This is a genomic window from Ferrovibrio xuzhouensis (genome assembly GCF_042648965.1).
GTDB classification, from domain to species: Bacteria; Pseudomonadota; Alphaproteobacteria; order Ferrovibrionales; family Ferrovibrionaceae; genus Ferrovibrio; species Ferrovibrio xuzhouensis.
In genome coordinates this window covers 22550-37146 of sequence record NZ_JBHRYJ010000003.1, presented here as the reverse complement: position 1 = coordinate 37146, position 14597 = coordinate 22550, and the positions used below count along the sequence as shown (strand labels likewise).

Here is a 14597-nt window from a genome sequence, read left to right as displayed (position 1 = left end):
GGCTGCCCTCCATTATGCTGCCTTGGGCAAAGGGGAGCGGGGCATGGCGATGAAGCCGGGCAGGGCCTCGACGCGGCCGAGCCAAGCGCTGATCGCCGGGTAATCGTCGAGCGATACGCCGCCCTCGGGGGCATGGGCCGTGTAGCTATAGAGCGCCACGTCGGCGATGGTGGGGTGGTCGGCGGCCATCCAGTCCTGCCGGGCCAGATGCGCTTCCATCTGGCTGAACAGCCAGCTGGCCAGCTTCTGGGCGACGGTGAGGTCTTCGGGGACGCCGAACAGCTGGATGACGCGGGCGCGGGCCGGGCCGAAGGCGAGCTGACCGGCGGCGACCGACAGCCAGCGCTGCACCTGCGCGGCGGCCAGCGGCTCGCGCGGCAGCCAGCGGGGATCGTAGCGGCCGGCGAGATAGACCAGGATCGCGTTGCTGTCGGCGAGGGTGACATCGCCATCCTCGATCACCGGCACCTGACCGAAGGGGTTCTTGGCCAGGAAGGCCGGGCCCTTGTGTTCGCCGGCGGCAAGGTCGACCGGGATGATCTCGTAGGGCAGGCCGAGCAGGGACAGCATCAGCTTGACCCGGTGCGCATGGCCGGACAGCGGGAAGTCGTGGAGACGGATCGGCTGGGTGGGCTGCATGGCGGGTCTCCGGGCTGGCAGTGGATGTATGCCTGGCAGCATGCGCCTTTCACGAAAAAACGGAATACGGGCGTTTGACAAGAGACTGTTTCAGTATCTGTAATAATCCCATGGACCGGATCGCTGCCATGCAGGCCTTTATCGCTGTCGCCGAAACCGAGAGTTTCGCCGAGGCGGCGCGGCGGCTTGGCCTGTCGCCACCCTCGGTGACCCGGGCCGTGGCGACCATCGAGGAGCGCATCGGCACCCTGCTGCTGCATCGGACCACCCGGCAGGTGCGGCTGACCGAGGCCGGCCAGCGTTACCTGCTGGATTGCCGCCGTATCGTCGCCGAGGTCGAGGAAGCCGAGGCCGCGGCGGCCGGCGACCATGCCGAGCCGCGCGGCAGTTTCACGGTCACCGCGCCGGTGATGTTCGGCCGCATCCATGTGGCGCCGGTGCTGCTCGATTTCCTCGACGCGCATCCCGGCGTTTCGGCGCGGCTGGCGCTGCTCGACCGCGTGGTCGACCTGATGGACGAGGGCTTCGACGTCGCGCTGCGCATCGCCGAGCTGGCGGACTCTTCATTGGTGGCGGTCAGGGTCGGCACCATGCGGCGGGTGATCTGCGCCACGCCGGAGTATCTCGCACAGCATGGCGAGCCGCGGCGGCCGGCGGATCTGGCCGACCATCCGGTGGTTCTGACCGCGCCGCTGGTCAACCTCGGCGAATGGCTGCTCGACGGGCCGGGCAGCCCGGGCGAGCGGGTGGTGCCGCAGGCCCGCCTGATCGTCAATTCCGCCGATGTGGCAGTGACGGCGGCGCTGGCCGGCCGCGGCCTGACCCGGGTGCTGGCCTACCAGATCGCACCGGAACTGCGCGCCGGCCGCCTGAAGATCCTGCTCGAGGACTACGAGCCGGCGCCGATCCCGGTGCATCTGGTGCAGCTTGGCGGCCGCCGCGCCCCGGCCCGGGTGCGGGCCTTTGTCGACTTCGCTGCAGCCCGGCTGCGCCGCACGCTGGCCGAGATCGCCGCGATCTGACTACACTCGGCCGGCTGGTGCATTCCGACCGGGGAGCGTTTTGGACAAACTCGAAGGACTGGTCGCCGAGATCGCGGCGGAGATGGCGGCGCAGACCGAGCGCGGCAAGGTCGCGAGCTATATCCCGCAGTTGGGCAAGGTCGACCCGAAGCAGTTCGGCATCGCCGTGACCCTGGCCGATGGCCGGATCGTCTGCGGCGGTGACGCAGACACGCGGTTCTCGATCCAGAGTATCTCCAAGGTGTTCACCCTGACCCTGGCGCTCGGCAAGATCGGCGATGCGCTGTGGCGCCGGGTCGGCCGCGAGCCGTCGGGCAATCCGTTCAATTCCATCGTCCAGCTCGAATACGAGCGCGGCAAGCCGCGTAATCCCTTCATCAACGCGGGCGCGCTGGCGCTGGCCGATGTCATCCTGTCCGGGCACCGACCGCGCGAGGCGCTGGGCGACATCCTGCATTTCATCCGCCATGTCGCCGATGACGACAGCATCGCCATCGACCAGGGCGTGGCGCGCTCGGAGCAGGAGACCGGCTTTCGCAACGCGGCGCTGGCCAATTACATGCGGGCCTGCGACATGCTGGAAAGCCCGGTCGACTTCGTCCTCGGGGTGTATTTCCACCATTGCGCCATCGCCATGTCCTGCCGCCAGCTCGCCATGGCGGGACGCTATCTGGCGTTTTCCGGCCGGCAGGACGGCCGGACCGTGCTGTCGCCGGAACGGGCACGGCGCATCAATGCCCTGATGCTGATGTGCGGGCATTACGACGGTTCGGGCGAGTTCGCCTTCCGGGTCGGCATCCCGGGCAAGAGTGGGGTCGGTGGCGGCATCCTCGGCGTGGTGCCGGGCCGCGCCTCGGTCTGCGTCTGGTCGCCGGGCATCGACGAACAGGGTAATTCCCGGCTCGGCCGGCTGGCCCTGGAACGCCTGACCCAGGGCATGGGCTGGTCGGTGTTCGGTCCCCAGGGCTGAACTAGAGAGCGCTGCGGCCGAGGCGTTCGACGCGGTCGAGCCAGGCGCGACGGCGGGCGGGCGAGGCTGTCTTCACAGCGCCGAACAGGCTGGTGCGCACCGGGGCTATACCGCAGAGGCCGAGGATGTTGCGACTGAGCACCTTCACGCCATGGCCGAGATAGATCCAGCTGAACACCCAGGCCGGCATGCCCATGGTGACGATGATGCGGGCGGAGCGGCCATTCAGCAGCCGTTCGGTTCCCCCGTCGGGGCGATAGGCAAAGGCGGAGCCGGGGCGCAGCGCCTGCTCGAAGACGCCTTTGAGCAGGGCCGGCATGGTGCCGAGCCAGAGCGGGAAGATGATGACGAGATGGCTGGCGCGACGGATCGCCGCCTGCGCCGGGACGATGCAGGCCGGTGGCTGGCCGTCCTCGAAATCGGCCTGGCTGCGCAGCAGTGGCGGATCGAGCATGGCGACGTCGATCATCTCGACACGGTGGCCGGCCGCTTCGGCGCCGCGGGCATAGGCCGCCGCCAGGGCATGGCACAGCCGGCCGCCGGCCGGGTCGGGATGGCCCTGGATGATCAGGATGGAGCGTTCGGCGGTGGTCATGGCGGCAGGATGGCGCCGGCCGCCGGCGGCTGCCTTGACCTGCATCAGACCAGAGCTGCCAAGAGCTGGATCGCTACATCTGGAGCGGATTTCCGCTTCGTTCGCCTGCATCTGGGATTCGTCCACAGCCGTTCCCAAGCCGCATCAGGGAGTTGCGCAGTTATCCACAAGATATTGGGAATCCACACGAATCGGTCACACATCATGGCCGATTCGGATTCCTTGCGTTCTGGTTTGGCGGGCCTAGGTCGCGTATCGTAGACCCAGAACGGGAATCGAAAATCCAGCCGCCGGTCAGTCCCCGATGAACCACGCCGATTTCGTCCACCTCCGCGTCCATACCGCCTATTCGCTGACCGAGGGGGCGATCCGGGTCGAGCAGCTCGCCGGGCTCTGCGTCCGTCACCGGATGCCGGCGGTGGCGATCACCGACACCAACAACCTGTTCGGCGCGCTGGAGGGCTCCAAGGCGCTGGCCGGCAAGGGCATCCAGCCGATCATCGGCTGCCAGATCAGCCTGGCCCGGCTCGACCAGCAGACCGCCTTCGGCAAGACGCTGCGCAAGCCCGACCCCGACCGCATCGTCCTGCTGGCCCAGAACGAGGCGGGTTACGCCAACCTGATGCGGCTCAGCACCAAGGCCTATCTCGACACCCCGCCGGGCGAACTCGCCCATATCGACTGGGCGGTGCTGGAAGCGGCCAGCGAGGGGCTGATCTGCCTGACCGGCGGCCCGAGCGGCCCGGTCGCCCGCCTGCTGTCCGAGGGGCAGGCCGACGAAGCCCGTGCCCAGCTCGAACGGCTGAAGGGTATCTTTCCCGGCCGGCTCTATGTCGAGCTGCAGCGCCACGGCTGGGCCATCGAGACCAAGACCGAGGACGCCCAGATCGATCTGGCCTATGCCCTCGACCTGCCACTGGTGGCGACCAACGACTGCTATTTCTCCGACGAGGGCATGTATGAGGCGCATGATGCACTGCTCTGCATCGCCGAGGGCACCTATGTGGGCGAGCAGAACCGCCGCCGGGTGACGCCCGACCATCGCTTCAAGTCGGCGGAAGAGATGCGGGTGCTGTTCGCCGACTTGCCGGAAGCGATCGACAACACGCTGGTGATCGCGCGGCGCTGCGCGATCAAGTCGGAAGAACGCAAGCCGATCCTGCCGAGTTTCGGCGACGGCACCGGCGAGAGCGAGGCCGACATGCTGCGCCGCATGGCGCGTGAGGGGCTGAAGCTGCGCCTGCAGCAGGTCGGCGTGTCGGGCGATGGCGAGAAGGTCTACTGGGACCGCCTCGATTTCGAATGCGACACCATCATCGGCATGAAGTTTCCCGGCTACTTCCTGATCGTGGCCGACTTCATCCAGTGGGCCAAGCGCAACGGCGTGGCGGTCGGGCCGGGCCGCGGTTCGGGCGCCGGCTCGGTGGTCGCCTGGGCGCTGACCATCACCGATCTCGATCCTCTGCGCTTCGGGTTGCTGTTCGAACGCTTCCTCAACCCGGAACGCGTGTCCATGCCCGACTTCGATATCGACTTCTGCCAGGAGCGGCGGGAGAAGGTGATCGACTACGTGCAAGCCAAATACGGCGCCGCCAACGTCGCCCAGATCATCACCTTCGGCAAGCTGCAGGCCCGCGCGGCGCTGCGCGACGTCGGTCGCGTGCTGCAGCTGCCTTTGGGACAGGTCGACCGCATCTGCAAGCTGATCCCGAACAATCCGGCCAATCCGGTCTCGCTGGCCCAGGCGATCAAGGAAGAGGTCCGCCTGCGCGAGGAACGCGACCGCGACGAGAATGTCGGCCGCATGATGGATGTGGCGCTGAAGCTGGAAGGCCTCTACCGCAACGCCTCAACCCATGCGGCGGGCGTGGTGATCGGCGACCGGCCGCTTGTGGAGCTGGTGCCGCTGTATCGCGATCCGCATGCCAGCATGCCGGCGACGCAGTTCTCGATGAAATATGCCGAGGCTGCCGGCCTGGTGAAATTCGACTTCCTCGGCCTGAAGACCCTCGACGTGCTGGAAAAGGCCATTGCGCTGATCCGCAGAAAGGGCATCGAGATCGACCTGGCGACCATCCCGCTCAGCGACCAGCCGACTTTCGACCTGCTCGGGCGCGGCGATGCGGTCGGCGTGTTCCAGTTTGAAGGCAGCGGCATGCGCGACATGCTGCGCAACATGAAGCCCGACGCCTTCGAGGACCTGATCGCCCTGGTGGCGCTGTATCGTCCGGGTCCGATGGAGAATATCCCGACCTACATCGCCCGCAAGCACGGCAAGGAAAAGCCCGACTACCTGCATGACTGGCTGAAGCCGGTGCTGGAAGAGACCTACGGCGTCATCATCTACCAGGAACAGGTGATGGAGATCGCCAAGGTGCTGGCCGGCTACTCGCTCGGCGAGGCCGACCTGCTGCGCCGCGCCATGGGCAAGAAGATCAAGGCCGAGATGGACGCGCAGAAGGAGCGCTTCATCACCGGCGCGAAGGAGAAGGGCGTCGACCCCGAGCGTGCCGCCTTCATCTTCGAACTGGTCGAGAAATTCGCCGGCTACGGTTTCAACAAGAGCCATGCGGCAGCCTATGCGCTGGTGGCCTGGCAGACGGCCTATCTGAAGGCCAATTATCCGGTCGAGTTCATCGCCGCCTCGATGACCCTGGATATCTCCAATACCGACAAGCTGAACGTGTTCCGCCAGGAATGCGCGCGCCAGGGCATCAGCCTGCTGCCGCCCGACATCAACCGCTCCGAAGTCGAATTCTCGGTCGAATACGACAAGGGCAAGACCGAGAAGGGCGCGATCCGCTATGCGCTGGCGGCAGTGCGCAATGTCGGCGCCGCGCCGATGGGGCAGATCGTCGCCGAGCGCGAGGCCGCTGGCGCCTTCAAGTCACTGTTCGATTTCGCCGGCCGGGTCGACCCCACGGCGCTGAACAAGCGCATGCTGGAGAATGTCGCCAAGGCCGGTGCCTTCGACGGGCTGGAAAAGAACCGCGCCCGGGTGATCGCCGGCCTGGAAACCCTGATCCGCTTCGCCCAGGGCAAGGCGGCGGACCGCGCCTCCAACCAGGTGTCGCTGTTCGGCGGCGGCGGCAAGGATGCCGATGTGCCGCTGCCCAAGCTGCCCGAGGGCGACATCTGGACGCCGATGGACCAGCTGGCGAAGGAATTCGAGGCGATCGGCTTCTATCTTTCCGCCCACCCGCTCGATGCCTATCAGGCGACGCTCAACCGGGTCGGCGTCAAGCGCTATGCCGATGTCCTCAAGCAGCTGCATTCCAGCGAGCAGATCATCAAGATCGCCGGCACCATCATTTCCAAGCAGGAGCGGACCTCGCAGAAGACCGGCAACCGCTTTGCGTTTGTTCAATGTTCTGACGCTTCTGGCATGTTCGAGGTGATGCTGTTCTCGGAAATCCTGGCGCAGCACCGCGACCTGCTGGAGGCCGGCACCAACGTGGTCTGGACCCTGTCGGCCAAGGCCGAGGGTGAACAGCCGCGGCTCAGTGCCCAGAAGATCGAAAAGCTCGACGATGTCGCGGCGCGGGCGGCGGCCGGCATCAGGATCCTGGTCGAGACCGATCAGCCGTTTGCCCAGATCCGCGGCCTGCTCGACAAGGCCGGCAAGGGCCGTGGCCAGGTGATGGTCGGCCTCAAGCTCGAGGAACCCGGCGTGCCGGGCGGGCTGGAAGCCGACCTCAAGCTGCCGGGCGCTTTCGCCATCAACCCGACCATCCGTCACCAGATCCGCGTCCTGCCCGGCGTGCTTGAGGTTTACGACATCTGACCTGTTGCCGGACCGGCGCATTCTCCTACCTAATGGAGAGAGGCATTCCGCCGGAAACCTTCTCCCTCCCGCCAGATCACGGTTAGACAGAACCATGTCCGCAAGTCAGCCCCAGGCCATTCATCGCAAGGATTACCGCCAGCCGGATTACTGGATCCGCGAGGTGGCCCTCGATTTCGACCTGCTGCCCGAGGCAACCAAAGTCACGGCACGGCTGAGTGTCGAGCCGAATGCCGCCGGCACGGCTGGCGCAGCGCTGGTGCTGGACGGCGAGGACGTGAAACTGCTGGCGCTGAAGCTGGACGGGCAGGCCCTGTCGGCCGCCGATTACACGGTGGAAGAGCGCAGCCTAAGCATTGAGAAGCCACCGGCGACAGCCTTCACCTTGGAGATCGTCACCGAGATCGCGCCGGCGAAGAACACGCATCTCTCTGGGCTCTACCAGTCGAGCGGCGTCTACTGCACGCAATGCGAGGCACAGGGCTTCCGCCGCATCACCTATTTTCTCGATCGGCCCGACGTGATGGCGGTCTACCGCGTCACCGTGCGGGCGGACAAGAAACTCTGTCCGGTGCTGCTGTCGAACGGCAATCTGGAGGAGCAGGGCGATCTCGACGGCGGCCGGCATTATGCCGTCTGGCATGACCCGTTTCCGAAGCCGAGCTATCTGTTCGCACTGGTCGCCGGCGACCTCGCCTGCAACGAAGACAGTTTCACCACCCAGAGCGGCCGCAAGGTGACGCTGCGCATCTTTGTCGAACATGGCAAGGAAGGCCGCACCGGCTATGCCATGGATGCGCTGAAACGCTCCATGCGCTGGGACGAGACCCGCTTCGGCCTCGAATACGACCTCGACCTGTTCAACATCGTTGCCGTCAGCGACTTCAACATGGGCGCGATGGAGAACAAGAGTCTCAACGTCTTCAACGACAAATACATCCTGGCCGATCCGGAAACCGCCACCGATGCCGATTATGCCGGCATCGAGACCGTGGTGGCGCACGAGTATTTCCACAACTGGACCGGCGACAGGATCACCTGCCGCGACTGGTTCCAGCTCAGCCTGAAGGAAGGCCTGACCGTTTTCCGCGACCAGGAATTCTCCTCCGACATGCGCTCGCGCCCGGTCAAGCGCATCAAGGACGTGCGCAACTTGCGCGCCCGCCAGTTCCCTGAGGATGCCGGGCCGCTGGCGCATCCGGTGCGGCCGGACTCGTATATCGCCATCGACAATTTCTACACGGCGACGGTCTACGAGAAGGGTGCCGAGGTCATCCGCATGATGCATACCCGGCTCGGCGAGGCCGGCTTCCAGAAGGGCATGCGGCTCTACGTCGAGCGCCATGACGGCGAGGCCGCCACCTGCGACGATTTCGCCGCCGCCATGGCCGATGCCAACAATGTCGATTTCGCGCAGTTCAAGCTATGGTACAGCCAGTCGGGCACGCCGCAGCTCGACCTTGCCGGCCGTTACGATGCGCAGGTCGGCGCCTATGAGCTGACCGTCAGCCAGAGCTGTCCGCCGACTCCGGGCCAGCCGGACAAGGCGCCGATGCATATCCCGTTTGCCATTGGCCTGCTGGACGAGCAGGGACGCGACATTCCGCTGAAACTGGAGGGCGCTGTCGCGGCCGGAGCCAGTATCGTGCTGCCGGTGACGCAGGCGAAACAGAGCTTCCGCTTCGCCAATGTGCCGCAGCCCAAGGCCGTGTCGCTGAACCGCGGCTTTTCGGCGCCGGTCAATGTGCGGATGCCGCAGGATGGTGCCGAGCGCGCCTTCCTGATAGCCCATGACAGCGATCCCTTCGCCCGCTGGGAGGCCGGCCAGCAATATGCCACCGAGCTGCTGTTGCAGCGGGTGGCCGATATCCGGGCCGGCAAGCCGGCCGATGCGCCTTACGATGCCGCCTTCATCGATGCCGTCCGGCAGATACTGCAGGATGACGGCCTGGAGCACGCCTTCGTGGCCGAGGCGATCGGCCTGCCGGACGAGGATTATATCGCCGACCGCATGGAGGTCGTCGACGTCGATGCCATCCATGCCGCGCGCAAGGCGCTGCGTCGGCAGATCGCCACGGCGCTGCGTGCGGATTTCGAACGACTCTATGCAGCGAACCGCGATACCGGCGCCTATTCGCCCGATGCCGCCCCGGCGGGTCGCCGCGCGCTGAAGAACAGCGCGCTCGGCTATCTGTCGGCACTGGCCGAGGCGGATGCCGGCCTGCGCGGCCAGATCGCGGCCCAGTACCGGGCGGCCGACAACATGACGGACCGCATGGTGGCACTGCGCCTGCTGGTCGACATTGCCGGCCCGGAGCGGCAGGCGGCGCTGGCGGATTTCTACGACCGCTTCCGCGACGATGCGCTGGTGCTCGACAAATGGCTGGCGCTGCAGGCGATCTCGGTGCTGCCGGATACGCTTGACCGGGTGAAGGACCTGATGGCGCATCCGGCCTTCTCGATGCAGAAGCCCAACAAGGTGCGCGCCCTGATCGGCAGTTTCACGGCGAATACGCTGCGCTATCATGCGGCCGACGGCGCCGGCTATGCTTTCCATGCCGACCGTATCCTCGAACTCGACCCGAAGAATCCGCAGGTGGCGGCGCGCATGCTGGCGCTGCTCGGGCGCTGGCGCCGCTTCGATGCCGGGCGGCAGGACAAGATGAAGGCGGAGCTGCAGCGGATTCTGGCGGCGCCGAAGCTGTCGCGCGAGACCTACGAGATCGCGTCCAAGTCGCTGGGCAGCTAGTCTGTCGCCGGGCTCGGCGAATAGGCGCGCAGGAAGGTTGTCACCGCGGTATCGACCCGGTGACGGATTTCCGCCTCGCTGAGCGAGACCTGCATGCGCAGGATGCGCTTCAGCGTGGTGTGCCCGACCAGCATGCCGAAGAACTGCTCGGCGGCCAGCCTCGGATCGCTGACGGCGAGCCGGCCGGCCGCGGTCTCGCGCTGCAGATAGTCGCCCAGCCGCGCCACGCCCAGACCCGGACCATTATCGTAGAAGGCCGGGCCGATGCCGGGGAAATCCGCCGCCGAGGCGATCAGCAGGCGCTGCAGACCGACGGTCTGCTCCGAGGCCATCTTGTGCAGGAAACTCTCGCCCAGCGTGGTCAGAACCTGATGCGGCATGGCACCCGGCGCCAGATGTGCCAGCGGCGCGGTGATCAGGTCGGAGGATTCCTGCACGATGGCGGCGAACAGGTCGTCCTTCGACGAGAACAGGTTGTAGATGGTCTGGCGTGAAACGCCGGCCTCGGCAGCGATGGCATCGAGGCCGATGCCGTAGCCGTGCTCGAGGAACAAGCGCCGGGCGACGGCGATGATCGCCTCGCGCTTCTGCGGATCGGCGGGGCGGCCGCGGCGGCGCGGCGTGGCGGCGGGGCTCAATGCCCGCCCCCCTGGCCGGCGGGGGGCGCCTTCGGCTTGCGGGCGAAGGCGACGGCAACCGACGCGGCGAGGAAGACGGCGGCCAGCACGACAAACACATCGGCAAAGGTCATCACCCGGCTCTGCTGCTGCACCATCCGGGACAGCATCTTGCTGGCCAGCAGGGTCGTATCGGCCGGCAGCCGGTCGCCCAGCTTGTTGCCGATGGCGTCGATATACTGCTGGACCTCCCAGCGGCCGGGATTGATGTGATCGACCAGCCGATTCCAGTGAAACGCCGAACGGTCGGTCATCATCGTGTTGATGCCGGCCAGCCCGAAGGCGCCGCCGAGGTTGCGGGTCAGGTTGTAGAGTCCGCTGGCGTTCTTCAATTCCTGCGGCGGCAGGGTGCCGAGCGCGATGACGTTGATCGGCACGATGCAGAACATCAGCGCCGCACCGCGCATGATCTGCGGGATCAGCAGCTCGTCAAACTGCCAGTCGGCGGTGATATGCGACATCATCCAGGTCGAACCGGCCAGCAGTGCGAAGCCGAAGGCCAACACGGGACGCGGGTCCATCTTGCGGGAGAGAATGCCGGCCGGCGGCGCCGACAGGAACTGGGTCAGGCCGGTGACGAACATGATCTCGCCGATCTGCAGGCTGTTCAGTCCGCGCACCTGCGCCAGATACAGCGGCAGCAGGTAGACCAGACCGTAGAGGCCGACGCCGATGGTGAAACTGAACACGCAGCCGGTGGCGAAGTTGAAGTTGCGGAAGGCCTTCAGGTCGACGATCGGGTTGCGGTAGGTCAGGCTGCGCCAGAAGAACAGCGCCGCGCCGACGGCGGCGGCAACGGCGAAATTGCGGATGGTCTCGTCGCTGAACCAGTCGTTGCGGGCACCTTCCTCGATGACATATTCAAGGCTGCCGAGGAACAGGCCCATCGACAGCAGGCCGAAGAAGTCGAAGCCCTTGAGCAGGCTGTAATCCGGTTCGTCGAAATCGACGAACAGCCAGACCACCAGGCTGACCAGCAGGCCGGGGATCACGTTGATCAGGAACAGCCAGTGCCACGACATGATCTGGGTGAGATAGCCGCCCAGCGTCGGCCCGATGGTCGGTGCCAGGGTGGCGACCAGGCCGATCAGCACCGTGGCGCTGGCCATCTTCTCGCGCGGGAAGACCAGATAGGTGCTGGCGAAAACCGTCGGGATCATGGCGCCGCCGAGGAAGCCCTGCAGGGCGCGCATCACGATCATGCTGTCGATGCTGGTGGTCATGGCGCAGCCGACGCTGGCCAGCGTGAAGCTGAGTGCCGAGACGGTGAACAGCACGCGGGTCGAGAAGGCGCGCGACAGATAGCCGCTGAACGGGATCATCACCACTTCGGCGATCAGATAGGCGGTCTGCACCCAGGCGATCTCGTCGGCCGAGGCGCTGAGGCCGGCCTGGATCTCGTTCAGCGACGACGAGACGATCTGGATGTCGAGGATCGCCATGAACATGCCGAACACCATGGCGAAGTAACCGATCAGGCGGTTCTTCGACAGGCCCGTGGCCGGCGCCGCCATGGGAGGGCGGGGCGCTGCGGAGGCGGGAAGGGCGGCGGCTTCGGCCATGACGTGCGGGCCTGCGGCTCAGCCGGCCTTGCCGCGGGTCCAGGCGTCGGCGGTGTTGCCGGCGCTGCGCAGGTCGACATCCACCACCACCGACATGCCGGGCACCAGCAGCGGCGTGCCGGGCTCGATCTCGATGCGCAGGCGCACCGGCACGCGCTGGACGATCTTGGTGAAATTGCCGGTGGCATTCTCCGGCGGTAGCAGGCTGAACTTGGCGCCGCTGGCCGGGGCGAAGCTGTCGATCCGCGCCTTGATGGTGCGATTGGGGAAGGCGTCGACATGCAGCATGGCGATCTGGCCGATCTTCATGTCGCGCAGCTGGGTTTCCTTGAAATTGGCCGTCACGTAGACGTCGCTCAGCGGCACCAGCACCATCATCTGGGTGCCGGCACGGACATACTGGCCGATCTGGCCGGTGCGGTTGCCGACCACACCATCGATCGGCGCGCGCAGCACGGTGTTGTCGAGGTCGAGCTGCACGGCGGCGATATCGGCCTCGGCCTGGACGATCTGCGCCTCGGCCTCGGCACGGTTGGCCTTGAGCACGGCGGTCTGGTTCTGCTCCAGCGACAGCCCGGCCGCTGCCTTCTCGAGCGCGGCGCGTGCCTTGCGCTGGTCGGCGGTGGCGGTCTCCAGCTTCTGGTTCGAGGCGTAGTTGGAGGCGGCGAGCTGGCGGTAGCGCTTCAGGTCGTCATCGGTGCGCGCGAGATCGGCGCGGGCGCTTTTGACGCCGGCGTCCGCTTCGCTGATAGCGGCCTGCTGGCGCTGCAGCTGGGCGTCGACGGCCCCCAGCGCGGTCCGGCGCGCCATCAGGGTGGCCCTGGCCTGGTCGAGCTTGGCCTTGTAGTCGCTGGGGTCGATCTCGGCGAGGATCTCGCCGGCCTTCACTGCCTGGTTGTCGGCCACATTCATCTTGGCGACATAGCCGGCGACCTTGGGTGCGATCACCGAGATGTCGGCCTCGACATAGGCGTTGTCGGTGCTCTCGATGAAGCGGGCGACGGCCCACCAGTACCAGCCGCCATAGGCGAGGCCGCAGGCGACAACGGCCGCCAGGCCGATCAGGACGAAACGTTTCTTGTTCATGTGTCTACAGCCCGCAGGACGTCAGGGTTCCGCCGGCTTTGTAGATTTAGTAGACGGGCCTGTCCATAAAATAGTCGGGCTGTAGGCCGGCCATCGGGCGGGAGTGTGATGGCGGTTACAGGTAGGTGACCAGCCTATGAGTGTGGGGGCGGGATCAGACCTTGATGCCGATGGCACCGCGCAGGTCGGCGCCCTCAAGGTCGGCGCCGCGCAGGTCGGCGTTGGTCAGGTCGGCGTCGAGGAAAGAGCAGCCGCGCAGGTTGGCGCTGCGCAGGTCGGCCAAGGTCAGGATCGAGCGGTTGAAGATGGCACCTTCCAGGTCGGCGCCCTGGAACTTGGCCTGGGTCAGGTTGCATTCCTGCAGGCTGGCGGCCTGGTGGCGGTTCTTGGCGCCGGAGATGCTGACCGGCGAGAGCTTGGCGCCGCGGAAATCGGCATTGGTCATGATGGCGCGATCGAACTTGGCGCCCTGCAGATTGCAGGTGGCGAAATTGGCATTGAGCATCATGGCGCCGCGCAGGTCGGCCAGCACGAAGCGCGAGCCCGAGAAATCCGTGCTGCGCAGGATGGCGTAGGAAAAGTCGCCGGCCGAGAAGTTGATGTTGTTCAGCTTCAGGTCGGACAGGTCATAGCGGCTGAAATCCACCCGCATGCCCTGCTTGCCGAGTGAATCGATCCAGGTCAGGTGTTCCTTGACGATGAACTGCAGCGAGCGGTCGAGGTCGTCCAGGCTGCGCGGCAGGATCGCCTTGGTGAGATCCGTGTCGCGCAGGTCCATCGGCCGGAAATAGGCGGCGGTCAGGTCGGCGCCGTCGAAATTGGTCTCGTTGATCACCGCGCCGGCCAGCACCGAGCCGTGCAGCACGCAATGCGACAGGTTGGAGGAGGTCAGGTCGGCACCGGTGAACAGGCAGCCCGACAGGTTGGAACCGGACAGGTCGGCGCCGTTCAGTTTGGCATTGGAGAAATTGCAGTTGCTGAGATCGGTGTTGCGGCCGACCACCTTGCCGAGTTTGGCGGAGCTGAGGTTGGCGCCGGCCATCTTGGCATTGTCGATCGAGGTGGCGCGCTTGAGTACGGCGATCAGGTTGCCGTCTTCGTCGGGGCGCAGCAGCACGCCGTCGCGGATATCAGCGTTGCTCAGGTTGGCGGCTTCAAGATTGGCGTTGCGCAGGTTGACGCCGCGCAGATCGGCCTTGGTCAGGTCGGCGCGCCGGAAATCCGCCCCCTGCATGTCGGCGGCGAAGAAGGACGAACCGACCAGCACCGAATGGCTGAAATCGGCATAGCTCATCTTGCTGCCGACGAAATCCGCCGAACTCAGTTCCTTGCCGCTGAAGTCGAGCCGCGAGGCATCGCGGAAATGCAGCACCATGCGCTTGCCACCGCGCACGCCGCGCACGTAGTTGGCATGGTTTTCGAAGTATTCGTCGATCTCGTACTGGGCAATGACTTTGACGGGATTGTTCATTCAGGCGGGCTCCGGGCAGGCACGGTAGCATAGCGGGCAAGA

General features: G+C 66.1%; 10 protein-coding genes. 4 read left to right on the top strand and 6 right to left on the bottom strand.

Going from position 1 to position 14597, the window contains the following annotated elements:
- Window positions 1-12: 12 nt before the first annotated feature.
- Complete coding sequence (locus ACFOOQ_RS13815) at window positions 13-639, bottom strand: glutathione S-transferase family protein (protein ID WP_379727657.1); 627 nt, start codon at window positions 637-639, stop codon at window positions 13-15.
- A 110-nt stretch (window positions 640-749) separates the two neighbouring features.
- Between ACFOOQ_RS13815 and ACFOOQ_RS13810 the strand changes: the two genes are divergently transcribed.
- Together ACFOOQ_RS13810 and ACFOOQ_RS13805 are read left to right on the top strand one after the other, a co-directional pair.
- Entirely contained in the window at window positions 750-1661 is a 912-nt protein-coding gene (locus ACFOOQ_RS13810) for a LysR family transcriptional regulator (protein ID WP_379727655.1), read from the top strand.
- Window positions 1662-1701: 40 nt separating this feature from the next.
- Window positions 1702-2631 carry a glutaminase gene (locus tag ACFOOQ_RS13805; RefSeq protein WP_379727653.1) on the top strand — a complete coding sequence of 310 codons (930 nt, stop codon included), beginning with the start codon at window positions 1702-1704 and terminating at the stop codon, window positions 2629-2631.
- A gap of 1 nt (window position 2632) precedes the next feature.
- On the opposite strand, the gene ACFOOQ_RS13800 is transcribed toward ACFOOQ_RS13805, so the two are convergent.
- Complete coding sequence (locus ACFOOQ_RS13800; protein ID WP_379727651.1) at window positions 2633-3271, bottom strand: NAD(P)H-dependent oxidoreductase; 639 nt, start codon at window positions 3269-3271, stop codon at window positions 2633-2635.
- Between the two features lie 259 nt (window positions 3272-3530).
- On the opposite strand from ACFOOQ_RS13800, the gene dnaE reads away from it, so the two are divergent.
- On the top strand, window positions 3531-7010 hold the full coding sequence (gene dnaE, locus ACFOOQ_RS13795; RefSeq protein WP_379727649.1) for a DNA polymerase III subunit alpha: 3480 nt from the start codon (window positions 3531-3533) through the stop codon (window positions 7008-7010).
- Window positions 7011-7104: 94 nt separating this feature from the next.
- Window positions 7105-9759, top strand: coding sequence for an aminopeptidase N (gene pepN / locus ACFOOQ_RS13790; RefSeq protein WP_379727647.1), 2655 nt, complete (start codon window positions 7105-7107; stop codon window positions 9757-9759).
- On the opposite strand, the gene ACFOOQ_RS13785 is transcribed toward pepN, so the two are convergent.
- The 4 genes from ACFOOQ_RS13785 to ACFOOQ_RS13770 form a co-directional block, all read right to left on the bottom strand.
- Window positions 9756-10397, bottom strand: coding sequence for a TetR/AcrR family transcriptional regulator (locus ACFOOQ_RS13785; RefSeq protein WP_379727645.1), 642 nt, complete (start codon window positions 10395-10397; stop codon window positions 9756-9758). The two genes, pepN and ACFOOQ_RS13785, sit on opposite strands and share 4 nt — an antisense overlap.
- Window positions 10394-11950: a DHA2 family efflux MFS transporter permease subunit gene (locus tag ACFOOQ_RS13780; protein ID WP_379727643.1), complete on the bottom strand. Its 1557-nt coding sequence runs from the start codon at window positions 11948-11950 to the stop codon at window positions 10394-10396. The genes ACFOOQ_RS13785 and ACFOOQ_RS13780 overlap by 4 nt, the downstream gene beginning before the upstream one ends.
- Window positions 11951-12016: 66 nt before the next feature.
- Window positions 12017-13084 carry an HlyD family secretion protein gene (locus tag ACFOOQ_RS13775; RefSeq protein WP_379727641.1) on the bottom strand — a complete coding sequence of 356 codons (1068 nt, stop codon included), beginning with the start codon at window positions 13082-13084 and terminating at the stop codon, window positions 12017-12019.
- A 154-nt stretch (window positions 13085-13238) separates the two neighbouring features.
- A complete protein-coding gene (locus ACFOOQ_RS13770; protein ID WP_379727639.1) occupies window positions 13239-14555 on the bottom strand; it encodes a pentapeptide repeat-containing protein in 1317 nt (438 codons plus the stop codon).
- Window positions 14556-14597 lie beyond the last annotated feature (42 nt).